Source organism: Streptomyces sp. NBC_00239 (genome assembly GCF_036194065.1).
In the GTDB taxonomy this organism is placed as follows: Bacteria; Actinomycetota; Actinomycetes; order Streptomycetales; family Streptomycetaceae; genus Streptomyces.
In genome coordinates, this window is sequence record NZ_CP108095.1 from 2,287,396 (window position 1) to 2,311,488 (window position 24,093).

20 protein-coding genes are annotated in these 24,093 nt (G+C 74.0%); 4 read left to right on the forward strand and 16 right to left on the reverse strand.

The annotated features are described in order from the left end of the window. Positions 1-50: 50 nt before the first annotated feature. From OG764_RS10060 to OG764_RS10100, 9 genes are all read right to left on the reverse strand, one after another. Positions 51-770: a GntR family transcriptional regulator gene (locus OG764_RS10060; protein WP_328968075.1), complete on the reverse strand. Its 720-nt coding sequence runs from the start codon at positions 768-770 to the stop codon at positions 51-53. Positions 771-826: 56 nt separating this feature from the next. After that, entirely contained in the window at positions 827-1,801 is a 975-nt protein-coding gene (locus tag OG764_RS10065) for an ornithine cyclodeaminase family protein (protein WP_328968076.1), read from the reverse strand. Further along, complete coding sequence (locus OG764_RS10070) at positions 1,798-2,829, reverse strand: proline racemase family protein (protein ID WP_328968077.1); 1,032 nt, start codon at positions 2,827-2,829, stop codon at positions 1,798-1,800. Before OG764_RS10070 ends, OG764_RS10065 begins: the two co-directional genes overlap by 4 nt. Further along, a complete protein-coding gene (locus OG764_RS10075; RefSeq protein ID WP_328968078.1) occupies positions 2,826-3,830 on the reverse strand; it encodes a proline racemase family protein in 1,005 nt (334 codons plus the stop codon). Before OG764_RS10075 ends, OG764_RS10070 begins: the two co-directional genes overlap by 4 nt. A gap of 78 nt (positions 3,831-3,908) precedes the next feature. Beyond that, positions 3,909-4,820 (reverse strand): dihydrodipicolinate synthase family protein, encoded by a 912-nt coding sequence (locus tag OG764_RS10080; RefSeq protein ID WP_328968079.1) that lies wholly within the window; start codon positions 4,818-4,820, stop codon positions 3,909-3,911. 76 nt (positions 4,821-4,896) lie between these two features. Further along, positions 4,897-6,564 (reverse strand): FAD/NAD(P)-dependent oxidoreductase, encoded by a 1,668-nt coding sequence (locus tag OG764_RS10085; protein WP_328968080.1) that lies wholly within the window; start codon positions 6,562-6,564, stop codon positions 4,897-4,899. Further along, positions 6,545-6,856 (reverse strand): (2Fe-2S)-binding protein, encoded by a 312-nt coding sequence (locus tag OG764_RS10090; protein ID WP_328968081.1) that lies wholly within the window; start codon positions 6,854-6,856, stop codon positions 6,545-6,547. Before OG764_RS10090 ends, OG764_RS10085 begins: the two co-directional genes overlap by 20 nt. Continuing rightward, positions 6,853-8,163, reverse strand: coding sequence for an NAD(P)/FAD-dependent oxidoreductase (locus OG764_RS10095; protein WP_328968082.1), 1,311 nt, complete (start codon positions 8,161-8,163; stop codon positions 6,853-6,855). Before OG764_RS10095 ends, OG764_RS10090 begins: the two co-directional genes overlap by 4 nt. A gap of 112 nt (positions 8,164-8,275) precedes the next feature. After that, a complete protein-coding gene (locus OG764_RS10100; protein WP_328968083.1) occupies positions 8,276-10,642 on the reverse strand; it encodes a collagenase in 2,367 nt (788 codons plus the stop codon). A 196-nt stretch (positions 10,643-10,838) separates the two neighbouring features. Here OG764_RS10100 and OG764_RS10105 point away from each other — a divergent pair, with 196 nt between their 5' ends. After that, positions 10,839-12,218 carry an aminopeptidase P family protein gene (locus OG764_RS10105; RefSeq protein WP_328968084.1) on the forward strand — a complete coding sequence of 460 codons (1,380 nt, stop codon included), beginning with the start codon at positions 10,839-10,841 and terminating at the stop codon, positions 12,216-12,218. Between the two features lie 103 nt (positions 12,219-12,321). Here OG764_RS10105 and OG764_RS10110 read toward each other — a convergent pair whose 3' ends face one another. Together OG764_RS10110 and OG764_RS10115 are read right to left on the reverse strand one after the other, a co-directional pair. Beyond that, positions 12,322-12,720 carry a RidA family protein gene (locus OG764_RS10110; RefSeq protein WP_328968085.1) on the reverse strand — a complete coding sequence of 133 codons (399 nt, stop codon included), beginning with the start codon at positions 12,718-12,720 and terminating at the stop codon, positions 12,322-12,324. Then, on the reverse strand, positions 12,717-13,826 hold the full coding sequence (locus OG764_RS10115; protein ID WP_328968086.1) for an acyl-CoA dehydrogenase family protein: 1,110 nt from the start codon (positions 13,824-13,826) through the stop codon (positions 12,717-12,719). Before OG764_RS10115 ends, OG764_RS10110 begins: the two co-directional genes overlap by 4 nt. Positions 13,827-14,077: 251 nt before the next feature. On the opposite strand from OG764_RS10115, the gene OG764_RS10120 reads away from it, so the two are divergent. From OG764_RS10120 to OG764_RS10130, 3 genes are all read left to right on the forward strand, one after another. Then, positions 14,078-15,682 carry an AMP-binding protein gene (locus OG764_RS10120; RefSeq protein WP_328968087.1) on the forward strand — a complete coding sequence of 535 codons (1,605 nt, stop codon included), beginning with the start codon at positions 14,078-14,080 and terminating at the stop codon, positions 15,680-15,682. A gap of 4 nt (positions 15,683-15,686) precedes the next feature. After that, complete coding sequence (locus OG764_RS10125; protein WP_328968088.1) at positions 15,687-16,616, forward strand: PaaX family transcriptional regulator; 930 nt, start codon at positions 15,687-15,689, stop codon at positions 16,614-16,616. 91 nt (positions 16,617-16,707) lie between these two features. After that, positions 16,708-17,544: a GNAT family N-acetyltransferase gene (locus OG764_RS10130; RefSeq protein WP_328968089.1), complete on the forward strand. Its 837-nt coding sequence runs from the start codon at positions 16,708-16,710 to the stop codon at positions 17,542-17,544. 428 nt (positions 17,545-17,972) lie between these two features. On the opposite strand, the gene OG764_RS10135 is transcribed toward OG764_RS10130, so the two are convergent. The 5 genes from OG764_RS10135 to OG764_RS10155 form a co-directional block, all read right to left on the reverse strand. Continuing rightward, on the reverse strand, positions 17,973-20,297 hold the full coding sequence (locus tag OG764_RS10135) for an oxidoreductase (protein ID WP_328968090.1): 2,325 nt from the start codon (positions 20,295-20,297) through the stop codon (positions 17,973-17,975). Between the two features lie 2 nt (positions 20,298-20,299). Next, on the reverse strand, positions 20,300-21,127 hold the full coding sequence (locus tag OG764_RS10140) for an enoyl-CoA hydratase family protein (RefSeq protein WP_328968091.1): 828 nt from the start codon (positions 21,125-21,127) through the stop codon (positions 20,300-20,302). A gap of 48 nt (positions 21,128-21,175) precedes the next feature. Continuing rightward, positions 21,176-22,180: an ornithine carbamoyltransferase gene (gene argF, locus OG764_RS10145; RefSeq protein WP_328968092.1), complete on the reverse strand. Its 1,005-nt coding sequence runs from the start codon at positions 22,178-22,180 to the stop codon at positions 21,176-21,178. A gap of 146 nt (positions 22,181-22,326) precedes the next feature. Continuing rightward, positions 22,327-23,556 carry an arginine deiminase gene (locus tag OG764_RS10150; protein ID WP_328968093.1) on the reverse strand — a complete coding sequence of 410 codons (1,230 nt, stop codon included), beginning with the start codon at positions 23,554-23,556 and terminating at the stop codon, positions 22,327-22,329. Positions 23,557-23,607: 51 nt separating this feature from the next. Then, complete coding sequence (locus OG764_RS10155) at positions 23,608-24,075, reverse strand: hypothetical protein (RefSeq protein ID WP_328968094.1); 468 nt, start codon at positions 24,073-24,075, stop codon at positions 23,608-23,610. Between the last annotated feature and the right edge of the window lie 18 nt (positions 24,076-24,093).

The window sequence follows — 24,093 nt, forward strand, 5'->3', positions numbered from 1 at the left end:
ACGGACCCGCAGGTCCGTGCCCCAACCGTGTTCCGTGCGACGACCCGCCGCTACGCGCCGCCGGCCTTGCCGAGCCCGAGCTTCGGGCGCTGCCCCACCGGCTCGTCCCGCCCCTGCGCCCACAGCGAGCGCACGTGGCCCAGGTGGCGCCGCATGCACTCCTCGGCCGCCTCCGCGTCCCCGGTGAGCATCAGGTCGAGCAGCTCGATGTGCTCCTCCGCGGAGGAGACGAGCTTGCCGGCCTCGTCCAGGCCGGTCAGCCCGTACAGCCGGGACCGCTTGCGCAGGTCGCCGACGGTCTCCACCAGCCGGTCGTTGCCGGCCAGCGCCAGCAGGGACAGGTGGAAGCGCCGGTCGGCCTCCAGGTAGCCGATGAGGTTGTGCTCGCGCGCGCTGGTGACGATCTCCAGCGCGATCGGCCGCAGGGCCTCCAGCTGCTCGGCGGTCGCGATCTTCGTGATCCGCCCGATCGTCGGCACCTCGATCATGGTGCGCAGCTCGGTGTACTGGTCGAGGTCGCGCTCGCTGACCTCGGTGATGCGGAAGCCCTTGTTCCGTACCGGCTCCACCAGGCCCTCGCGGGCCAGGTCCAGCATCGCCTCGCGCACCGGGGTGGCCGAGACGCCGAGTTCCGCCGCGAGGCCGGGCGCCGAGTAGACGTTGCCGGGCCGCAGCTCACCCGCTATCAGGGCGGCTCGGAGTGCGTGACCGACCTGGTCGCGAAGCCGTTCCTGGGCCTTGATGAGACTGTGCTGCTTCAGGTCACCCATTGCTCTTCCTCCGAGACGCCCGACGCCTACGCCGGGCAGAGGAACAGCGTACAATGTCACGTTTCGCTGCCCGCGACGGCCGCGGCGTACACAGCCGCGGCCACGGCGAGATCTTCCCAGGCCATGCCCACGCTCTTGAAGAGCTGCGGACCACCCGGCGGGCGTCCTCCCGGCCGTCCGCGCACCAGATCCGCGAGCGTACCCGCGACGTGGCCCGGCCCGATCGCCCCCTCGGCCTCCGGGATCAGCAGGTCGCCGGCCTCCCGCAGCGCCGCCGCCCGGGACTCCACGTACACCGCGGCCCGGCGCACCAGCGCCGTGTCGGTCTCCCGGGCGTCCGGTTCGTGCGAGCCGACGGCGACGACGGTGGCGCCGTCGGGCACCAGCCGGCCGTCGAAGAGCGGCTCCCGGGCGGTGGTGCAGCACACCACCAGGTCCGCCCCCGCCACGTCGGCGGCCGTGCCGGTACGGGCGGCGGGCACGCCCAGGGTACGGGCGTGGTCGGCCAGCGAGGCCCCGGCGGCCGCGTTGCGCGCCACCACCACGACCTCGGCGAGCTCCCGTACGGCGAGCAGCGCCGCCAGGTGCCCGTACGCCTGCGGTCCGGACCCGAACACGACGGTGCGCAGGGGGCGTCGGGCCGCCAGGTGCCGCACCGCGAGGGCGGAGACCGCCGGGGTGCGCAGCGCGGTGAGGGCCGCGCCGTCCAGCAGCGCCACCGGGTGCAGCGTGGTCCCGTCCAGCAGCAGGTAGCTGCCGGTGATCCGGGGCAGGCCGCGGGCGGCGTTGCCGGGCGCCACCCCGGCGATCTTGACCCCGGCGTAGCCGCCGCCGGCGGCGGGCATCAGCAGGAGTTCGCCCGCGGGCACCGGCATGCTGGTGCGGTGCGGGCAGCTCTCAGGGTCGAGCCCGTCGCGCAGCACCGCCGCCAGCGCCTCGACCGCGCCGGCGGGCGTGACCAACGCGGCGACGTCCGCCTCGCCGAGGCGCAGCACGGTGTCCGCCACGCCGGCGGAACGCACGGCGCTCACAGCAGGAACCCGAGGCCGAGGGAGTCGCGCGGGTCGAGGACGAAGGCGTGTTCGCCGGTGCGGTAGGCGGTGCCCGTCACCTCGGTGATCCCCCGGCCGAGGTGGCGGCCGGTGAAGACGGTGCCCGTGACGGACTCGTGGAGCAGGTCGTCGCCGGCGGCGAGCAGGCCGTCCTCGGCGAGCAGGGCGAGCCGGGCGGAGGTGCCCGAACCGCACGGCGAGCGGTCGATCTGGCCGTCGGCGAACACCGTGACGTTGCGCTGGTGCGGGCCGAACGGGGTGTCGGGCAGCTCGTCGTACAGGATCACCCCGTACACCCCGGACAGCAGCGGGCTCTCCGGGTGCCAGGTGCCCGGGTGGGTGGCGAGCGCGGCGCGGATCTCCTGGCCCGCGCGCACCAGGTCGGGCAGCGCGGCGCGGGTGACCTGGAGGCCGAGGGACCGCGCGGACACCGAGGCGTAGCAGGCGCCGGCGTGCGAGATGTCCACCTCGGCGATGCCGAAGCCGGTGGCGACGGGCACCTTGCGGGCGGTGACCCGGGCCGGGACGTTGCGGAAGGTGACGCCGGAGGTGCGGCCGTCGACCCGGTGCACGGTGGCCGTGACCCGCCCGGAGGGGACGTCGATGCGGACCTGCGCGTCGCCGTCGTGCGGGGCGGGTACCAGACCGGTGTCCACGGCCCAGGCGCCGAGCGCCATGGTGCCGTGGCCGCAGGCGGTGGAGTAGCCGTCCTTGTGCCAGAAGAGCACGCCGAGGTGGGCGCCGTCGTCGTCCGGCGGCACGAGGAACCCGCCGTACATGCCCGCGTGGCCGCGCGGCTCCTGCACCAGCATCCGGCGTACGTCGTCCAGCGGGCCGCGCCGCGGCGCGGTGCCGGAGCCGCCGGGGCCGATTGCGGTGGCGCAGCGCTCGGCGACGGTGTCGCCGGGGGCCGCCGGCAGTCCGCCGGTGACGATCCGGAAGGGTTCGCCCGCCGTGTGGTAGTCGGTCGTGTGCACGGTGCCGGCGGCGTACGCGGTCGAACTCACAGGAGGAACCCTCCGGGGAACGGGTCGGTCGGGTCGACGAAGTACTGGGCGGTGCCGGTGATCCAGGCCCGCCCGGTGACGGTGGGCACCACGGCGGGCAGTCCGGCGACGGTGGTCTCGGCGATCAGCCGGCCGGTGAACTCGGTCCCGATGAAGGACTCGTTGACGAAGTCGCGGTCGAGGGGGAGTTCGCCGCGGGCGTGCAGCTGGGCCATCCGGGCGGAGGTGCCGGTGCCGCACGGGGAGCGGTCGAACCAGCCGGGGTGAATGGCCATGGCGTGCCGCGAGCGGGTCGCGTCGGAGCCGGGCGCGGCGAGGTAGACGTGCTTGACGCCGGCGATGCGCGGGTCCTCGGGGTGCACGGGCCGCTGCGGGGAGTGGTTGATCGCGTCCATGACCGCGAGCCCGGCGGTCACCAGGTCCTGCTTGCGGGCCCGGTCGAAGGGCAGTCCGAGGGCGTCGAGGTCGACGAAGGCGTAGAAGTTGCCGCCGTAGGCCAGGTCGTAGGTGACCGTGCCGTAGCCGGGCACCTCGGCCTTGAGGTCCAGCCCCACGGAGAAGGCGGGGACGTTGGTGAAGGTCACCGCGGTGGCGGCGCCGTCGTCCACCTGGACGTCGACGCTCACCAGGCCGGCCGGGGTGTCCAGCCGGACGGTGGTGACGGGTTCGGTGACCGGCACCATGCCGGTCTCGACGAGGACGGTGGCGACCCCGATGGTCCCGTGCCCGCACATGGGCAGCAGACCGGAGACCTCGATGTAGAGGACCCCGTAGTCGGCGTCGGGGCGGGTCGGCGGCTGGAGGATCGCGCCGCTCATCGCGGAGTGGCCGCGCGGCTCGAACATGAGCAGTCCGCGCAGTTCGTCCATGTGCTCGATGAAGTGCAGCCGCCGCTCGGCCATCGTGGCGCCGGGGATGACCCCGACGCCGCCGGTGATGACCCGGGTCGGCATGCCTTCGGTGTGCGAGTCCACCGCGTGGTAGACGTGCCGTGTGCGCATGGGGGTCCCCCCTCGTCCTCGTCGTGTGTGGCGGTTTGCCGGGCCCTGCGGCCCGGCGACCGGGATGGTCCGGTGCGTTTAGTTGTGGCCCTCGGCGAGCGCCTTCTCGGTGGCGGCGCGCACGGCGGCCTCGATCTCCCCCGTCAGGGGGAAGCGCGGCGGCCGGGTGGTGCCGCCGGGGCGGCCGGCGAGGTCCATCGAGAGCTTGATGGCCTGGACGAACTCCGTCTTGGAGTCCCAGCGCAGCAGCGAGTGCAGGGACTTGTAGAGCGGCAGCGCGGTCTCCACGTCGCCGGCGACGGCGGCGCGGTAGAGGGTGGCGCAGGACTGCGGGAGGGCGTTGGGGTAGCCGGCGATCCAGCCGACGGCGCCCGCGAGGGCCAGCTCCAGCAGGACGTCGTCGGCGCCGATGAGCAGGTCGAGGCCCGGGGCGAGCTCGGCGATCTCGTAGGCGCGGCGGACGTCTCCGCTGAACTCCTTGACGGCGACGATGCTGCCGTCGGCGTGCAGGCGGGCCAGCAGCGCGGGGGTCAGGTCGACCTTGGTGTCGATCGGGTTGTTGTACGCGACGATGGGCAGGCCCGCGCCGGCGACCTCGGCGTAGTGGGCGCGTACGGTGTCCTCGTCGGCGCGGAAGGCGTTCGGCGGGAGCAGCAGGACGGATCCGGCGCCGGCCTCCGCGGCCTGGTCGGCCCAGCGGCGGGACTCGGCGCTGCCGTACGCGGCGACGCCGGGCATCACGCGGTCTCCGTCGCCGGCCGCCTCGACGGCGGTGCGCACGACGCGGGCGCGCTCCTCGTCGGTGAGGGTCTGGTACTCGCCGAGCGAGCCGTTGGGGACCACGCCGTCGCAGCCGTTGGCGATCAGCCAGGCCACGTGCTCGGCGTACGCGTCGTAGTCGACGGAGCGGTCTTCACGCAGCGGCAGCGTGGTGGCGACCATGATTCCGTGCCAGGGACGGGTACGAGTGGGGGTGGACGCGTGGGTCATGGCAGGACTCCCTAGTGTGGTGTGTGACATTTTACTAGCCGCCGTACACCGGCCACAAGGGCCGGGACGGGTGTGATCAGCGGTCGGCGGGCAGACCGGCGGCGGAACCGCCCCCTGCCGGCCGGTCCGAAGACGGCTCGGAGGACGGATCCGAAGCATGCTCCGGGGTCGGCGGGGAGGGCTGCGAGAGCTGCGCGGCCGGCGCTCCCGGGGCCGCCGGCAGGGCGGCGAGGTGGCCGAGCGGGACCGGGCAGGACAGCGGACGCCGGTCGGGGCCGGGCGCGCAGCCGGCGAGGGCGGCGACGGCCTGGCCGCACATCCGGCCCTGGCACCAGCCCATGCCGGCCCGGGTGAGCAGCTTGACGGTCCGGGCGTCCTGCGCTCCGAGGTCACGGACCGCCTCGCGGACCGTCCCGGCCGGCACTTCCTCGCAGCGGCACACGTCCGTCTCGTCGGTGAGCCAGCCGGTCCAGCCCGCGCCGGGGCGGTGGGCGGCGCCCATCGCGTCGGCGAAGGCGCGCAGCCGGGCGCGGCGGCGCACCAGTTCGGCGGGCAGCGGCCGGCCCGCCACCGAACGGGCCGCCAGCTCGCCCTCGGCCAGAGCCAGTTGGGCCCCGCCGATGCCGCCGGTCTCGCCCGCCGACCAGATGCCGGGCACCGAGGTGCGCTGCGCCCGGTCCAGGACGAGGGCGGCGGTGCCGTCGGCGGTGGTGCGGGTGGCACAGCCCAGGCCGGTGGCCAGTTCCAGCTGGGGGACCAGGCCGTGGCCGACGGCGAGCGCGTCGCAGGGGACGCGGCGCGCGGTGCCGGGCACGGGCCGCCAGTCGCGGTCCAGCCGGGAGACGGTGACGGCCTCGACCCGGTCGGTGCCGTGGGCCTCGGTGACGGCGGCGCGGGTGAGCAGCCGGATGCCGTGGCGCACCAGCGCACCGCCGTACGTGGCGCCTTCGACGAGCTTGCCGGGGTTGCGCAGCAGGGCGGGCAGCCGGCCGGCGTAGTTCGTGTACGCGGCGGCCTCGACGACGGCCGGAACGCTCGCCCCGGCGGCCGCCAGGGATCCGGCGACGGCCAGCAGCAGCGGGCCGCTGCCCGCCACGACCACCCTGCGCCCGGGCAGCACCAGCCCGGACTTCAGCATGGCCTGGGCGCCGCCGGCCCCGACCACGCCGGGCAGGGTCCAGCCGGGGAATGGCAGTTGGCGCTCGTACGCACCGGTGGCGAGCAGGACCGCGCGGGCCCGCACGGTGACGGGGCGCTCCTCGGGGCCTGCGAGGGCGTGCAGGAGCCACTCCCCCGAGCCGTCGGCGGCCGCGGCCGCGTCGCGGACCACGGTCCACACGTGGTGGGAGGAGAGGTACCGGATCCGGCCGGCCCGCTCGTGGGCGCGCAGCCGCCGCTCGCGCGAGGCGAAGGCGGCCCAGCCGTGGTGCAGTGCCTCGGGGTGTTCGGCGCCGAGGGCGGCGGCGGGGTGGCGGTAGTACTGGCCGCCGGGGCGTTCGCCGGCGTCCAGCACGGTGACGCGCAGGCCCAGGTCGGCGGCGGTGACGGCGGCGGCCAGGCCGGCCGGCCCGGCACCGACCACGGCGAGGCCGGCGGCGGGCGCACCGGCGGTGTCGGCGGAGGCGCCGGCCGCGGTGGCCGGGGCGCCGGAGGCCGCCGTGGCGGTGGCCGCGACCGCGGTGGCCGGCGGGCCCGACAGGGGGGCGGCGGCCGGGTGGCGGGGATCAGACGCCGAGTTCGGCATGGCCGGTCCCTTCCTGGGTCGTGACGGTGTCGTCCGGGCGGGCGGCGACCAGGCAGGCGCGCTGGTTGGGGCGTCCGTTGACGGTGACGAGGCAGTCGTAGCAGCTGCCGATCCCGCAGAACGCGCCGCGCGGGCTGCCGCCCTGACGGGTGGTGCGCCAGGCCATGATGCCCGCGCCCCAGAGCACGGCGGCGATGGTCTGGCCGCTCTGGGCGGGCAGGGCCCGGCCGTCGAAGTCGAGGGTGAAGGTGGCGTCCGGGGTGCCCCGGACCAGGTCGCGCGGGTCGCTCATCGGCCGGCTCCGTTCGCTCCGTGGGTGGGGTGGCCGGGGTCCGCCGGGCCGTCGGTCGGGCCGTCGGTCGGGCCGGAGACCCGTCCGGCCGCGGGTCCGTCCGCCATGCCGTCGGCCGGACCGGAGACCGGTGCGCCGGCCGGCCCCTCGTCCGGCCCCTCCCCGAAGCGGTCCGGGCGGAACGGCGCGAGGTCCAGGACCGGTTCGGCTCCGGTCAGGACCTGGGCGACGAGCAGGCCGGTGCCGGGGGCGAGGCCGATGCCGGCGCCCTCGTGGCCGCAGGCGTGGAACAGGCCGGGCACCCGGGGGTCCGGGCCGATGGCCGGCAGGTGGTCGGGCAGGTACGGCCGGAAGCCGTGGTAGGTCCGCATGACCTTGACCCCGGCGAGGACCGGGAACAGCGCGGCGGCCTGGCCGGCGAGCCGGCGCAGCGCCTCGGTGGACAGGGTGCGGTCGAAGCCGATCCGTTCGCGGGTGGCGCCGATCAGTACGGGCCCGCCGGGCGTGCCCTCGACGACCGCCGAGGACTGCAGGGCGGCCGAGTCGCTCGCCACGTTGGCGATGTAGTCGGCGGCGTACACCTTGTGGCGCACCACGCGCGGCAGCGGTTCGGTGACCAGCACGAACCCGCGGCGCGGCAGCACCGGCAGGCTGGTGCCGGCGAGTTCGGCGATCCGGCCGCCCCAGGTGCCGGCCGCGTTGACGACGGCGGGGGCGGCGATGTCGCGGCGGGCGGTGCGGACCCCGCGGACGGCGCCGTCCGGCCCGGTGAGGAAGCCGGTGACCTCTTCGCCGAGGTAGGTGACGGCGCCGGAGGCCCTGAGCAGCCGGGCGGCCGCCTGGGCGGGCTGGACCTGGGCGTCCTGCGGGTAGTGGAAGCCGCCCGCGAGGCCGGGGGCCAGGTGCGGTTCCAGCGCGTGCAGGTCGTCCGCGGCGGCCTCGCGGGATTCCACGCCGGCCGCCCGCTGGCCCTCGGCGAAGACGCGCAGGGCCTTCAGGGTGGCCTCGTCGGGCGCCACGACGAGGCCACCCTTGGGCTCGTACTCGGTCTCGGGTGGGAGAACGTCCGGCTCCGCGGCCAGCTCGTGCCACAGTCGGGTGGACAGCAGCGCGAGGTCGAGTTCGGGGCCCGCCTCCTTGTCGGAGACGAGCAGGTTGCCCTCCCCCGCACCGGTGGTGCCGCCCGCGACGGGACCGCGGTCGACGACTGCGACGGAGAGTCCGGAGCGGGCTGCGTAGTAGGCGCAGGCCGCTCCGACGACGCCGGCGCCGATGATCACGACGTCGGGGGAGAGTCTGTTGGGCACGACAGTAATATGTCACATTCTTCAGAGGGGGGACAAGAGTTCACCCGGGGTATCCGGAACGGCCGGTCCCGGTCCCGCCCCCCGCGGGTCCGGGACCGGCCTCATCCCGGGATCAGCCGCGCAGCGGGCCGTCGCAGGAGTAGGTGGACGTACCGGCGACGCGGCTCGCCCAGACCTCCACCGGGCCGAACGAGCAGTTCATGTCGGCCAGGTTGTTGGAGGCGGCGCCGGCGCGGTCGAGGATGAAGTAGTCGACGGTCTCGGACATGTCCTTGAAGTTCTGGTCGTCGCTGCGCCAGTTCTTCAGGTTCGCCGTGATCTTGCCGGTACAGACGAAGCGGCGCTTGCCCGGCTCGCCGTTCTCGACGCAGTCGGGGTTGTTGTACGTGGCCTGGTGGAAGCTCGCCTTGACGTCGGCCAGGGCCGAGTCGCGCAGCCGGTCGACCGGGGTGAAGACCGTGTTCGGCACGAACAGCTGGTCGACCTTGGCGATCTGGGCGGTCAGGAAGCGGTCGTAGTCGCGCTGCAGGTAGGTGTCCGCGCCGAGCCGGTTGCGCCAGGCGTCGAAGCCCGCCGGGTCGTCGGCCCGCAGGTGCTTGTACATCTCCTGGAGCAGCGAGGGCTTCTCGGCCCACAGGAACTCGAAGAACGTGCCCGCGTAGCTGTAGAAGCGGAAGCCGTCCGCGTCGTAGGTGGCGTTGAGGAGCTGCTCGACGCTCATCCGCGGGCCGCCGCCCGCGGTGTCCGCGATGATGCTCTTGACCAGGGACTTGCGGACGGCGATGCCGTCGTCGCGGGTCGCGCCGTCGAAGAACTCCGCGGTGCCCTCGTCCATGGCGGTGGTGCGGTCGCCCTGGTACCACTCGCCCTGGCCGAAGGAGCCGGGGACGGCGAAGCGGCCGTTGAGGTAGTGCACGTACTCGTGACGGAAGAGCTCTTCGAGGGTGAGCTGGGAGTCCTGCGGGACGCGCCGCTGGTAGGTGTAGAAGGTCGCGCCGCGCTCGATGTACACGCCGCCGTTGGCGGTGCCCATGCCGGTCAGGATCGGGTGCAGGTTCACGTAGTCCGCGCGGGAGGCGTACAGCACGATGTTCAGCGTGGAGTTGGGGTCCCCGGCCAGCGGCTGGTCGGTGCCGATGACGCGGTGGAACTGGGCCTTGACCCGCTTGCTCGCGTAGTACAGCTGGTCGACGGTGGCGCGGTCGAGGGCGGTGCGGACCTTGATGGCGCCGTTGTCGTACGTGTAGAGGTTCGGGAAGAGCCAGGCCTCGATGTCCTCCTTGCAGACGCGGAACTGGGCGCAGGCGTCGTGGAACTTCAGCCAGGACACGACCGCGGCCCACTGCTCGGTGCCCCGGCCGAACGAGCTCTCCAGCTGCTTCAGCGCCCAGCCGAGGTCCGCGACGGTGGTGTCGCGCAGCCCGTCGACCTGGCCGAAGCGGCCGAGCTCCGACATGGCGTCGCGCACGGCCCAGGCGTTGACCGAGCCCTTGAGGTGGCCGTAGGTGGCGAACGCCTTGAACACCGAGCGGTACGAGGCGTCCTGGCGGGCCGCGGCGTGGAAGGCGGCGTCCCGGTTGCCGGGGTAGACGCCGAGGTAGTTCACCGACAGGGCCGCGAGGGCCGCCTTGCCCCAGCTCTCGTCGTGGTGGGTGGCCGGGCGGTCCGGTCCCATCGTGGCCAGGACCTTGGCGATCAGGCCGAGCTGGTGGTGGCGCAGGCCCGGGGCGCTGCCCGCGTACAGGGCCTCGCGCAGGGTGTTGGCGTTGGTCTTGGTGACGTCGAAGGAGCGGGCGGCGCCGGCGAAGTCGGCTATCGCGCGGCGCATGGCGTCGACGGTGGGGGCGTCGGTGACGTCGATCTCGCCGCGCGTGTGGTCGTGGTAGGCGACGGCGTGGAGGTAGGTGAACATCTCCTCCAGGTGGCTGCCGTTGTTCCCGTCGTGGGCGGCGGCCAGGCCGGATATCCGGCGGGAGACGGCCTGGACGTGCGCGTCGGACATGACGGGCGCCAGGCGCGCGTCCCAGGTCCATATGAGGGAGCGCAGACAGACGTTCGCGGTCACCGCGGGGTCGGCGAGGAAGTCGGCGAACTGCTCCGGGCCCAGCCCGGTGATCCCGTCGAGGGTGCAGGGGACGCCGGCGGTGGTGGCGGGTGCCGGGAGCGCACCCTTGGCGGTCTTGGCCGCGGCCGGCGGCTTGGTCTGCGGGCCGGGGACACGGCCCGGGGCCAGCTTGCCGGGGGCCGGGGCCGCGACGGCCTTGGCGTTCGGCGCCTTCGCGAGGTGCTGCACCTCGTCGAAGGGGTTCGGTGCGGGCGCGGCCACCGGGGCCTGACGGCCTGCCGACAGGGCGGCGGGGACGGTGGCGGGGGTGCCGGTCTCGGCGGCCTGGACCAGGGCCTGCCCGCCGGAGGCCAGGAGGGTGGCGGTGATGGCGGCGGCGAGGAACGACGTGCGCACGGTGCGGTGCTTGGTCACCAAGAACTCCAGGCTGGGAGGGGGAGGTGGGGGATGTGGTGCTGAACTTCCCTGCTGCGGCGGGCAGTTGACGGGGAGGACCGCCCGGCGATGTGAGCTGTAACATAGTAATGTGAAATTGCACTGACAACCCCTGTGCACCTCCTGTTTTCCGGAGCGCCACACTCCGCCCGCCGCCACCCCTCAGGGAGTCCCCGTGACCGAGACCTCCTCCCGGCTCAACATCGGCAGCCACGACCTTCCCGTGTCGCCCGAGTTGTCCCGCTTCATGGCGGCCGACTGGGCCGCCTCACCGCTGCCCGACAGCGCCCGCGTCCCCGGGTACGACGTCATGCCGGCCCGTCGGGCCCGGCTCTCCGCCCGCTTCTCCGGCGAGCGCCTGGTGATCCCCGCCGGCGAGTTGAAGGTCCGTACGAACGACTGCGACCACCGGTTCCGCCCGCACAGCGCGTACGCCTGGCTGACCGGCCTGACCGGCGAGGACCAGGTCGGCCACGTCCTGGTCATGGAGCCCTCCGGCCCGCACGGCCACGAGGCGGTGCTGTACCTGCGCCCCCGCTCGCCGCGCTCCGGCGGCAACGAGGAGTTCTACCGCGACCGCCGCTACGGCGAGTTCTGGGTGGGCCGCCGCCCCGACCTCGCGGAGGCCGAGCGGCTCACCGGCATCCGCTGCGAGCACCTCGACGGACTCGCCCCCCTGACCGCCCTCCCCGGCCGCATCGCACCCGCCGACACCGAACTGACCGCCGCCCTCTCCGAACTGCGACTGATCAAGGACGCCTGGGAGGTCGGGCAGCTCCAGCTGGCCGTCGACCACACCACGGCCGGCTTCGAGGACGTCGTACGGGCGCTGCCGCAGGCCCTCGGCCACCCGCGCGGCGAACGCTGGATCGAGGGCGTCTTCGGCCTGCGGGCCCGCGCCGAGGGCAACGGCACCGGCTACGACACCATCGCCGCCTCCGGGGCGCACGCCTGCGTGCTGCACTGGATCCGCAACGACGGCCGGCTCGACCCCGACGAGCTGCTGCTCCTCGACGCGGGCGTCGAGACCGACACCCTCTACACCGCCGACATCACCCGCACCCTGCCGCTGTCCGGCCGCTTCTCCCCCGTCCAGCGCCAGGTCTACGAGCTGGTGCTGGCCGCGCAGGACGCGGGCATCGCCGCGCTGCGCCCCGGCGCGAGCTTCCGCGACTTCCACCGGGCCGGCATGCGGGTCATCGCCGAGGGCCTGGCCGAGTGGGGGGTCCTCAAGCACGCCGAGAGCGACCTGCACCGCCGCTACACCCTGTGCAGCAGCGGCCACATGCTCGGCCTCGACGTCCACGACTGCGCGCAGGCGCGCGCCGACACGTACCTCGACGGCGTGCTGGAGGAGGGCCAGGTGCTCACCGTCGAGCCCGGCCTCTACCTCCAGCCCGACGACGGGACGCTCCCCGCCGAACTGCGCGGCATCGGCGTCCGGATCGAGGACGACCTCGTGATCACCGCCGACGGCGCGCGGCTGATGTCCGGCGCACTGCCGCGGACCGTGGCGGGCATCGAGGAGTGGATGGGCGCCCTGCTGGAGGGCTGACCCCCGCACCACCGGAGCGAGGTGGGGGGCGTACGTCCCGGGTGCGGGCGTACGTCCCTGCCGTACGCCCGCACCCGGCCCACCACCCGGCCGGCGACCGCGGCTACTCCAGGACCGCGATGCCGTCCAGTTCCACGAGAGCCTGCTCGTCCCAGAGCCGGGTGGTGCCGATCACGGCCATGGCCGGATAGTCGCGGCCGGCCAGCCGGCGCCAGATGCGGCCCAGTTCGGGCGCGTGCTCCCGGTACCCGGCGACGTCGGTGGCGTACACGGTGACCCGGGCCAGGTCGGCCGGGCCGCCCCCGGCCGCCGCCAGGGCGGCCAGCAGATTGCCGAGCGCCGTCTCGAACTGCTCGGGCAGGGTCTCCCCCACCACCTTGCCCGCGCCGTCCAGCGCGGTCTGCCCGGCCAGCATCACCAGCCGGCTGCCGGTCGCGGCGACCGCGTGCGAGAAGCCGGTCGGCGGCGAGAGTTCGGGCGGGTTGATCCGCTCCAGGCTCATCGGTACAGCTCCTTCGCGATGATGGTGCGCTGGACCTCGCTGGCGCCCTCGTAGATCCGCGGGGCGCGCACCTCCCGGTAGAGGTGTTCGAGCAGGTGGCCCCGTTGCAGGGCGGCCGCCCCGTGCAGCTGCACGGCGTGGTCGACGACGTACTGCGCGGTCTCGGTGGCCAGCAGCTTCGCCATCGCCGCGCGCTTGGGCACGTCCGCCGCCCCGCTGTCGTACGCGCCGGCCGCCGCGTAGACCAGCAGCCGGGCCGCCTCGGTGCGGGTGGCCATCTCGGCGACCCGGTGGGCGACCGCCTGGAGGTCCCCGAGCACCCCGCCGAACGCGGTGCGCCGGGCGGTGTGCCGGACCGCGGCGTCGAGTGCGGCCTGCGCCATGCCGACGGCGAACGCGCCGACGCTGGGCCGGAAGAGGTTCAGGGTGTCCATCGCCACCCGGAAGCCCTTCCCGGGCGCGCCGAGCAGGTCGTCCGGGCCCACCGGGACCCCGTCGAAGGCGAGGGTGCCGATCGGGTGCGGCGAGAGCATCTCCAGCCGCTCGCCGCCGAGTCCGGGCCGGTCGGCGGGCACCAGGAAGGCGGTGATGCCGCGGGATCCCGCCGCTTCGCCGGTCCGGGCGAACACGGTGTAGAAGTCGGCCTCCGGGGCGTTGGAGATCCAGCGCTTCTCGCCCGTCAGCCGCCAGCCCGCGCCGTCCGGTTCCGCGCGCAGGGCCAGGGCGGCGGCGTCGGAGCCGGCGTCCGGCTCGCTCAGCGCGAACGCGGCGACCGCGCGGCCGGCCCGCACCTCGGGCAGCCAGCGCTCGCGCTGCGCGTCGGTGCCGGCCCGCAGCACCGGGTGGCTGCCCAGCCCTTGCAGAGCGAGGGCGGTCTCGGCCTCGGTGCACGCGTACGCGAGGGACTCGCGCAGCAGGCAGAGCTGGAGTGCTCCGGAGGTGAACAGACGCTCCAGCAGGCCGGCTTCGCCGAGGGCGGCGAGCAGCGGGCGGTTGACCCGGCCCGGCTCCCCCTTCTCGGCGAGCGGCCGCAGCCGTTCGGCGGCCAGGGCGCGCAGCCCCGCGCACCACTGCTCCTGGTCCGGTTCGAGTACGAACCCCGGCATCACGGCCCTCGTTCCTCTCGCGCGCGCGAGTGCGGTCGGGTGAATGCGGCCGGGCCCCTCCGGCGCGCCCGGTGCATCGGGCGGCATCCGGCAGGTCGGGCCCGGTAGTTCTGGTCGGACACGTGTTCTTCCGTCGTGCTCTGTCTATCGCGCCCGGCCGATCGGCGTCACCATGACGTTACGCTCGATCCGCGATCCGCACGGCCGGCACCACCCTTCCCATCCCGGATGTCGCAAGGGGGCGAACCGCTTTGGAGCTCAAACCTTCCGTTCACGCGGACACGTTCACGCGCGACCACCTGCCGCCCGTCGACGAGTGGCCCGAACTGATCTTCCCGCTGCCCGAGCTGGCCTATCCGGACCGCCTCAACTGCGGTGCGGAGCTGCTGGACACGACGGTGGAGGACTTCGGCCCGGACCGGCCGGCCTTCCACACCGCCGATGGCGGCACCTGGACGTACGGGCAGCTGCGGGGGCACGTGGACCGCATCGCCCACGTCCTCACCTCGGACCTGGGCGTGGCCCCGGGCAACCGGGTGCTGCTGCGCGGCCCCACCAGTCCCTGGCTGGCCGCCTGCTGGCTGGCCGTCATGAAGACGGGCGCGGTGGCCGTCACGGTCCTGCCCCAGCAGCGGCCCCACGAGCTGGCCACCGTCTGCCGGATCGCCGAGGTCACGCACGCGCTCTGCCACACCTCCGTACGGGCGGACCTGGACCGGGCCGAGGTGGCCGGGCTGCGCATCACCGCGTACGGCGGCGAGGGCCCGGACGACCTGCTGCGGCGGGCCGAGGGCAAACCGGACCGGTACCGGGCCGTGGACACCTCCGCCGACGACGTGGCGCTGATCGCCTTCACCTCGGGCACCACCGGCCGGCCCAAGGGCTGCATGCACTTCCACCGGGACCTGCTGGCCGTCGCCGACACCTTCTCCCGGCAGGTGCTGCGGCCCGGCCCGGACGACGTGTTCGCGGGCAGTCCGCCGCTCGGCTTCACCTTCGGGCTGGGCGGGCTGGTGGTCTTCCCGCTGCGCGCGGGCGCCTCCGTACTGCTGCTGGAGCAGGCGGGGCCGCGGCAGCTGCTGCCCGCGCTGGCCGCGCACCGGGTGTCGGTGCTGTTCACCGCGCCGACGGCGTACCGGGCGATGCTCGACGAGCTGGACGGCCACGACCTGAGCGCGCTGCGCCGCTGCGTGTCGGCCGGCGAGAACCTGCCGGCCGCGACCTGGGAGGACTGGCACGCGCGCACCGGGCTGCGGATCATCAACGGCATCGGCGCCACCGAGCTGCTGCACATCTTCATCTCGGCCGCCGACGAGGAGATCCGGCCGGGCACCACCGGGCGCCCGGTGCCGGGCTGGCAGGCGCAGGTGGTCGACGAGGCGGGCAAGCCGGTGCCCGACGGCGAGCCCGGGCTGCTGGCCGTACGGGGGCCGGTGGGCTGCCGGTACCTGGCGGACGAGCGGCAGCGGGAGTACGTGCGGCACGGCTGGAACATCACCGGCGACACGTACGTCCGCGAGCCGGACGGGTACTTCCGGTACGTCGCCCGGGCCGACGACATGATCATCTCCGCGGGGTACAACATCGCCGGGCCCGAGGTGGAGGACGCCCTGCTGCGCCATCCGGAGGTCGCCGAGGTGGCGGTGGTGGGCCGGCCGGACGAGCGGCGCGGGCAGGTCGTGGTGGCCTACACGGTGCTGCGGGACGGCTCCCGCGTCTCCGAGGACGACCTGCGGACCTTCATGAAGGCGGAACTGGCCCCCCACAAGTGCCCCAGGTCCTTCGTCTTCCTGCCGTCGCTGCCCCGCACCGACACCGGCAAACTGCAGCGGTTCCGGCTGCGCGATCTAGAGTGATCAGGTGGCCGAGCAGCACACCCCCCGATCCCTGATCGTCACGTTCTACGGCGCCTACGGGCGGCCGGAGCGGGGCCCGGTCCCCGTGGCCGCCCTGATCCGGCTGCTCGGCGCGGCCGGCGTCGACGCGCCCTCCGTCCGCTCCTCGGTGTCCCGGCTCAAACGCCGCGGCTTCCTGGTGCCCGCCCGGACGGCGCAGGGCGCGGCGGCGTACGCGCTGTCGGAGGAGGCGCGCGAGATGCTGGCGGACGGCGACCGGCGGATCTACCGGACGCCGGACGCCCCCGGGGGCGGCGCGGACGAGTGGCTCCTGGCGGTCTTCTCGGTCCCCGAGCAGGAACGCCACAAGCGGCACCTGCTGCGCTCGCGGCTGGCGCGCCTGGGCTTCGGCACGGCCGCGCCCGGCGTGTGGATCGCCCCGGCCCGGCTGTACGAGGAGACCCGGCACACCCTGGACCGGCTGCACCTGGGCGGGTACGTGGACCTGTTCCGCGGCGCGCACCTGGGGTTCGCGCCGACCGCGGAGGCGGTGTCGCGGTGGTGGGACCTGACGGCGATCGCCAAGCAGCACGAGGAGTTCCTCGACCTGCACGAACCGGTGCTGCGCGGCTGGCAGTCGCGGGCGGCGGGGAGCCCGCCGGAGGATGACCCGCGGGTCGGCGGCCCGCGAGAGGGCGGCACACCGGAGGCGGGGGGCTCACCGGGCACGGGCGGCTCACCGGAGACGGGGGGCTCACCGGAGGGAGGTCGCGCGGAACGGGCGTACCGGGACTACCTGCTGGCGCTGGATTCCTGGCGCCGACTGCCGTACGCGGATCCGGGCCTGCCGAGCGCGCTGCTGCCCTCCGACTGGCCGGGCGAGCGGTCCGCGGCGGTCTTCGCCGAGCTGCACGCGCGGCTGCGGGACGCAGGGGCCGCCTTCGCCGCCCTGTGAGTCCGCCCGGGCGGGAGGGGGCAGACCATTCCCGGCCGTTTTACGGTCGAAATCCCGTGCGTGCGGCTGGATTGTCCGGTCATCATGTTGCATGACGTGGACATTCACTGAAGACATGGACACCTATCTCGCCGCCGCGGGCGCGTTCGTGGCGGCCCGGCCCGTGACGCACACGATGATGCTGACGGTCGCCGACGGGCTGACGCGGCGCGGCCCGCACGCCTTCGGGGACGGCGTGCCCTGCTTCGGGTGGTGGCAGGAGGAGGACGGCACGGTGGCCGGGGCCATGGTGTGCACGCCGCCGTACCCGCTGCTGCTGGGCGAGCTCAGCGCCGAGGCGGTGACCGCGCTCGGCGCGGCGCTGGCCGACGAGCCGCTGCTGGAACGGGCCGGCGGATTCAACGCGCGACGGGCCGACGCGCGGGCGCTGGCGCAGGCGTGGGGGCGGGAGACGAAGGTGGCGGAGGAGATACGGCTCTACCGGCTGGAGGAGCTGGTTCCGCCGGACCCCGCGCCGGCCGGCTCGGCCCGTCCGGCCACGGCGGCGGACCTGCCGCTGCTGTCGCGTTGGTACGAGGCGTTCGGCATCGACACGGATCAGCCGGCGCCGGTCTCGGAGGCGGCCCTGCGTGACCGCATCTCGTACGGGGGCCTGCTGGTGTGGGAGAACGAGGGGGTTCCGGTGTCGATGGCCGCCTTTACGCGGCCGCTGCACGGCACGAGCCGGGTCGCGCCGGTGTACACCCCGCCGGCGTTGCGTGGGCGCGGGTACGCGGGGGCGGTGACGGCGGCGGTCTCCGCGGCGGCGCGGGGGGCGGGGGCGGACGAGGTCCTCCTCTTCACCGACCTCTCCAACCCCACCAGCAACGCCCTCTACCTCCGCCTCGGCTACCGCCCCGTAGAAGACCGCCTCTACGTAATCGCCTGACCGCCGCCACGCCCAGCCTGGCCGACGCCCTGTCGGGCAACCTCCAGCCTCGCCGGCGCCCTGAGGGGCACATCCAGCCTCGCCAACGCCCTGAGGGGCACATCCAGCCTCGCCGGCGCTCTGAGGGGCAACATCCAGCCTCGCCGGCGTTTGAGGGGCACATCCAGCCTCGCCGGCGTTTGAGGCGCGGGTCCGGGCGGAGCCCGGTGCCCGGCGCCAGCCGGGTTGTCTTGGGGCTCCGCCCCAAACCCCGCGCCTCAAACGCCGGCGAGGCTGGATTGGGCGCTGCCCAGGGACCGGCAAGGCCGAAGGGTTGCACCGCAGGGCACCGGCGAGGCTGGGGTGTGGCACCCCAGGGACCGGCAAGGCCGAGGGGTTGCACCGCAGGGCACCGGCGCGGCTGGGGGCGGGTTCAGGGCAGGGCCGGGTCAGAGGGTCAGACGGGGTTTGGGGGTGTCGGCGCGGCCGGTCGGGGGGCGACGGGACCCGGCCCGGTAGGGGTCGGGCCAGGGCGCCCCCAGCCCCGCATACTCCTGCTCCGCCGCCGCGTGCAACGTCCAGTGCGGGTCGTACAGGTGCGGCCGCCCCACCGCACAGAGATCCGCCCGCCCGGCGAGCAGCAGCGAATTGACGTCGTCCCACGACGAGATCGCCCCGACGGCGATCACCGGCACGCCCACCGCATTGCGGACCCGGTCCGCGTACGGCGTCTGGTACGACCGCCCGTACTCGGGCCGCTCGTCCGCGACGACCTGGCCGGTGGACACGTCGATCGCGTCCGCGCCGTGCTCGGCGAAGGCCCGGGCGATGGCGACGGCGTCCGCCGCGTCCGTCCCGCCCCGCATCCAGTCGGTGGCGGAGATCCGGACCGTCATCGGGCGGTCCTGCGGCCACACCTCACGTACGGCGTCGAAGACTTCCAGTGGGAACCGCAGCCGGTTGGCCAGCGCCCCGCCGTACGCGTCGGTGCGCCGGTTGGTCAGCGGCGAGAGGAAGCCGGACAGCAAGTAGCCGTGCGCGCAGTGCAGTTCGAGCAGGTCGAAGCCGCAGTCCGCGGCCCGCCGGGCAGCGGCCATGAACTGTTCCCGGATCAGCGGGAGTTCCTCGACGGACAACTCGCGCGGCACCTGGTTGACCCCGTGCCGGTACGGCAGCGGCGAGGCGGCGACCAGCGGCCAGTTGCCGGCGGGCAGCGGGTCGTCGATGCCCTCCCACATCCGGCGGGTGGAGCCCTTGCGCCCGGAGTGCCCGAGCTGGACGCCGAGCGCGGTGCCGGCCGCCGACGTGTGCACGAAGTCGACGATCCGCCGCCAGGACGCGGCCTGTTCCTCGGTGTAGAGCCCGGTGCAGCCTGGGGTGATCCGCCCTTCGGCGCTGACGCACACCATCTCGGTCATGACCAGCCCGGGGCCGCCGAGCGCGCGCGACCCGAGGTGGACGAGGTGGAAGTCGCCGGGCACCCCGTCGACGGCCGCGTACATGTCCATCGGGGACACGATCACCCGGTTGCGCAGGGTCAGTCCGCGCAGCCGGTACGGGGTGAACATGGGCGGGGTGCCGTCCGGGCAGCCGAAGTCCCGCTCGACCAGGCCGGTGAAGCGGGCGTCGCGCAGCCGCAGGTTGCCGTGGGTGACGCGGCGGCTGCGGGTGAGCAGGTTGAAGGCGAACTGCCGGTCGGGCTGGTCCACGTATCCGGCGAGGTCCTCGAACCAGCGCAGGCTGGCTGTCGCGGCCCGCTGGGTGGACTCGACGACCGGCCGGCGCTCGGCCTCGTAGGTGGCGAGCGCGGCCGGCAGGCCGTCCTGCTCCTCGATGCAGGCGGCCAGCGACAGCGCGTCCTCGACGGCGAGTTTGGTGCCGGAGCCGATGGAGAAGTGCGCGGTGTGCGCCGCGTCGCCCAGCAGCACCGTGTTGCCGTGCGACCAGCGCGCGTTGACCACGGTGCGGAACACGGTCCAGGCGGAGTTGTTGCCGCGCAGCGGGCGGCCGCGCAGCGCCTCGCAGAAGATCTTGGCGCAGCGGGCCGCGGACTCCTGCTCGTCGCAGAGGTCGAGGCCGGCGGCCTGCCAGACCTCCTCGCGCATTTCGATGATGACGGTGGAGGCGCCCGCGGGTTCGGATCCCGCGGCGGGGCCCGCCGGGGGCCGCGTGCCCGGGGTCGCGGTCGGGCGGTGGTAGGGGTAGCCGTGCAGTTGCATGACCCCGTACGGGGTCTCGGCGACCTCGAAGCGGAAGGCGTCGAGGGCGAAGTCGGCGGCCAGCCAGATGTACCGGCAGCGGTGGGTTTCGATCCGCGGGCGGAAGGCGTGGGCGAATGCGTCCCGGGTGCGGCTGTGCACGCCGTCGGCGGCGATCACCAGGTCGTGGCCGGCGGCGAGGGCGGCCGGGTCGGGGGCCTCGGTGCGGAAGCACAGCCGCACTCCGAGGCGGGCGCAGCGGTCGTGCAGGATCTCCAGGAGCCGTCGGCGGCCGATGGCGGCGAAGCCGTGGCCGCCGGAGGTGAGGATCCGTCCGCGGTGCACGATGTCGATGTCGTCCCAGCGGACGAATTCGCGCCGCAGCGCCTCGTACACGGCGGGGTCGGCCTGCTCGATCCCGCCGAGGGTCTCGTCGGAGAGGACCACGCCGAAGCCGAAGGTGTCCTCGGGTGCGTTGCGTTCCCAGACGGTGATGTCCCGGTCCGGGCCCAGTCGTTTGAGCAGTGCCGCCGCGTACAGTCCGCCCGGCCCGCCGCCGACCACCGCGATGCGCATGGCTACCGTCCCCGCCAGTCGGGCGGCCGCTTCTCGCCGAACGCCGCGTGGAATTCCCGGTAGTCCTCGCCGTTCATGAGCAACGCCTGGGTGGCGGCGTCGAGTTCGACCGCCGCGGCGAGCGGCATGTCGAGTTCCGCGGTGAGGAGCGCCTTGGTCTGGGCGTAGGCGAGGGCGGGGCCGGCGGCGAGGCGGGCGGCCAGTTCGGCGGCCCGCGCGTCGGCTTTGCCCTCGTCGGTGAGTTCGCTGAGCAGGCCGATCCGCTCGGCCTCGGCGGCGCGTACGGGTTCGCCGAGCATCAGCAGCCGGGTGGCGTGGCCGAGGCCGACCACCCGGGGCAGCAGGTACGCGGCTCCCATGTCGCCGCCGGACAGTCCGACGCGGGTGAAGAGGAAGGCGAAGCGGGCGGAGGGGTCGGCGATGCGGAAGTCGGCGGCGAGGGCGAGGACGGCGCCGGCGCCGGCGGCGACGCCGTGGACGGCGGCGATCACGGGGAAGGGGCACTCCCGGATGGCGCGGACCACCTGCCCGGTCATCCGGTTGAAGTCGAGGAGCTGGGCGGTGTCCATGGCGAGGGTGGCGCCGATGATCTCGTCCACGTCGCCCCCGGAGCAGAACCCGCGGCCCTCGCCGCCGAGGACGAGGGCGCGCACGGAGCGTTCACGGGACAGTTCGGCGAGCAGATCGCGCAGGTCGGCGTAGGCGCCGAAGGTGAGCGCGTTCAGCTTCTCGGGACGGTCGAGGGTGACGGTGGCGACCCCGTCCCGGCTGGTCAGCCGGAGGTGGCGCCATCGTTGCGTACGGGCTGCGGAACCGGTGAAGGGGCTCACCCCACGAACGTATCACCAACTCGTGACTATCGTCACAGGAACGCGATACTAGGCGGCGCCCAAGGTCGCGACCAGCACCGCCTTGATGGTGTGCAGCCGGTTCTCCGCCTCGTCGAAGACCACCGAGTGGTCGGATTCGAACACCTCGTCCGTCACCTCCAGCGAGTCCAGGCCGTGCCGGGCGTGGATCTCCCGGGCCACCCGGGTGCCCAGGTCGTGGAAGGCGGGCAGGCAGTGCATGAACTTCACGTTCGGGTTGCCGGTGGCGCGCAGCACCTCCATCGTGACGGCGTACGGGGCCAGGGCCTCGATCCGCTCGTCCCACACCTCCTTGGGCTCCCCCATGGACACCCAGACGTCGGTGGCCACGAAGTCGACGGCCGCCACCGCCTCGGCGACGTCCTCGGTGAGGGTGACGCGGGCCCCGCTGACGCGCGCGAGTTCCCGGGCCAGCGCCACGACCCCGTCGGCCGGCCAGTAGGAGCGGGGCGCGGCGATCCGTACGTCCATGCCCAGCAGGGCGCCGGTGACCAGGTAGGAGTTGCCCATGTTGAAGCGGGCGTCGCCCAGGTACGCGAACGCGATGCGCTCCAGCGGCTTGTCGCAGTGCTCGGTCATGGTGAGCACGTCGGCGAGCATCTGGGTGGGGTGCCAGTCGTCCGTCAGGCCGTTGTAGACCGGCACGCCGGCGTGCTCGGACAGCTGCTCCACGGCGTCCTGACTGTCCCCGCGGTACTGGATCGCGTCGAACATCCGGCCGAGTACCCGCGCGGTGTCCTTGACCGACTCCTTGTGCCCGATCTGCGAGCTCGCCGGGTCGAGGTACGTGGTGGAGGCCCCCTGGTCGGCGGCCGCGACCTCGAACGCGCAGCGCGTGCGCGTGGAGGTCTTCTCGAAGACCAGGGCGATGTTCTTGCCGCGCAGCCTGGGCTCCTCCACGCCGGCCCGCTTCGCGGCCTTGAGCGCGGCGGACAGCTCGATCAGGCCGCGGAACTCGTCGGCGGTGAAGTCGAGCTCCTTCAGAAAACTGCGGCCGGCCAGGTCGGTGGCCATGGGGGCGCTCCTCGGTCTCACAGGCGGGGGACTTTTGGAAGTGTATACGACAAGCTGCATTGCTATGCAGTCCCGTTTCGCCATCCGGTCCCGGGCCCGTCCGCACCGCCCCCGCACACCGCGTCCGCCGTCCCCCCGAGCCTGCCTCAGTCCACGGCGTCGCGCTCCACGGGGCAGCTCATGCACCGCGGCCCGCCGCGCCCGCGGCCCAGCTCGCTGCCCGGGATCTCGATCACCTCGATGCCCTGCTTGCGCAGGTGGGTGTTGGTCGTGACGTTGCGCTCGTAGGCGACGACCACCCCCGGCTCGACGGCCAGCACGTTGCAGCCGTCGTCCCACTGCTCGCGCTCGGCGGAGTGCACGTCCTGGGTGGCGGTGAGCACCCGGATCGCGTCGAGGCCCAGGGCCGCGGCGATCGCCCGGTGCATGTGCTCCGGCGGGTGGTCGGTCACCTTCAGGTCCGCCTCGCCCGTGCCCGGCTCGATCGTGTACGAGCGCAGCATGCCCAGGCCCGCGTACTGGGTGAACGTATCTCCGTCGACCATCGTCATCACCGTGTCCAGGTGCATGAAGGCCCGCCGCTTGGGCATGTCGAGCGCGACGATGGTACGGGCGGACCCGGCGGCGAACAGGCCGCGCGCCAGCATCTCCACGGCCTGCGGGGTGGTGCGTTCGCTCATCCCGATGAGCACGGCCCCGTTGCCGATGACCAGCACGTCCCCGCCCTCGATGGTGGAGGGGTAGTCGGCCTGGCCCTGCGACCAGTAGTGGAAGGCGCCGGAGGCCGTGAACAGCGGGTGGTGGCGGTAGATGGCCTCGAAGTGGACGGTCTCGCGCTGCCGGGCCGGCCAGCGCATCGCGTTGATGGACACCCCGTCGTAGATCCAGGCCGAGGTGTCCCGCGTGAACAGGTGGTTGGGGAGCGGGCCGAGCAGGAAGCCGTCGAGTTCCAGCGCGTGGAAGCGCACCGAGACGGGCTCCTCGAACCGATCCAGGAACTCACGCTTCGTCATGCCGCCGACGAGCGCGTCCACCAGGTCGGCCGCCGGCAGGTCCTCGAAGGCCTCGCGCAGGTGCCCGGTGGCGAGCGGCCCGTACTCCTTCTCGTCGAAGACCCGGTCGAGGACCAGGTGTCTGGCCTCCGGCACGTCCAGTGCCTCGCGCAGCAGGTCCCCGAAGAGGTGCACCTCGACCCCGCGGTCGCGCAGCACGTCGGCGAAACCGTCGTGTTCCTGACGGGCCCGGCGCACCCACAGCACGTCGTCGAAGAGCAGGGCGTCCTTGTTGCTGGGGGTGAGCCGCTTCAGCTCCAGGTCGGGCCGGTGGAGGATGACGCGGCGAAGCCGCCCGGTCTCGGAATCGACATGGAATCCCATGCGTACACGGTCGCAGACCGGGCGGCCTTTTGGAGGGGGCTCGGCTGACGGTCAGTGAAGACCCAGCGCCGCCGCCGGGTCCGACTGCAGCGACGGCAGGAGCACGCCGAGCCTGGGCTCGACCAGTTCCGGCAGTCCCATCCGCGATCCGTCGGGCATGCTCAGCGGGAGACCGGCCACCAGGCCCGGGCCGGCGGCGCGCAGCGGCGAGGCCGGCGAGGTGACTTCCGCCTCGTCGGGGTTGCCGGTGCCCAGCAGGCCGGGCAGCACGCTCCCGGCGCGGGTGGGCGCCAACTCCCCCACGATCGGGACCACCGGCACCAGCGGGGTCGGCAGCAGCTCGCCCTTGTGGTGCGTCGGAGCCTCGATGGCCCCGGGCGTCAGCAGCGGGACACCGCTCGCCAGCTTCGGTGCGGGCACCCCCACCGACGACTCCAGCGCCTCCAGCGGCACGTCGACGGGCACGTGCCCCCCGGCGACGGCCGGCGACACCGCCGCCGCCGTCGCCATACACGTCATGAGCGCCGCAATGCTCCC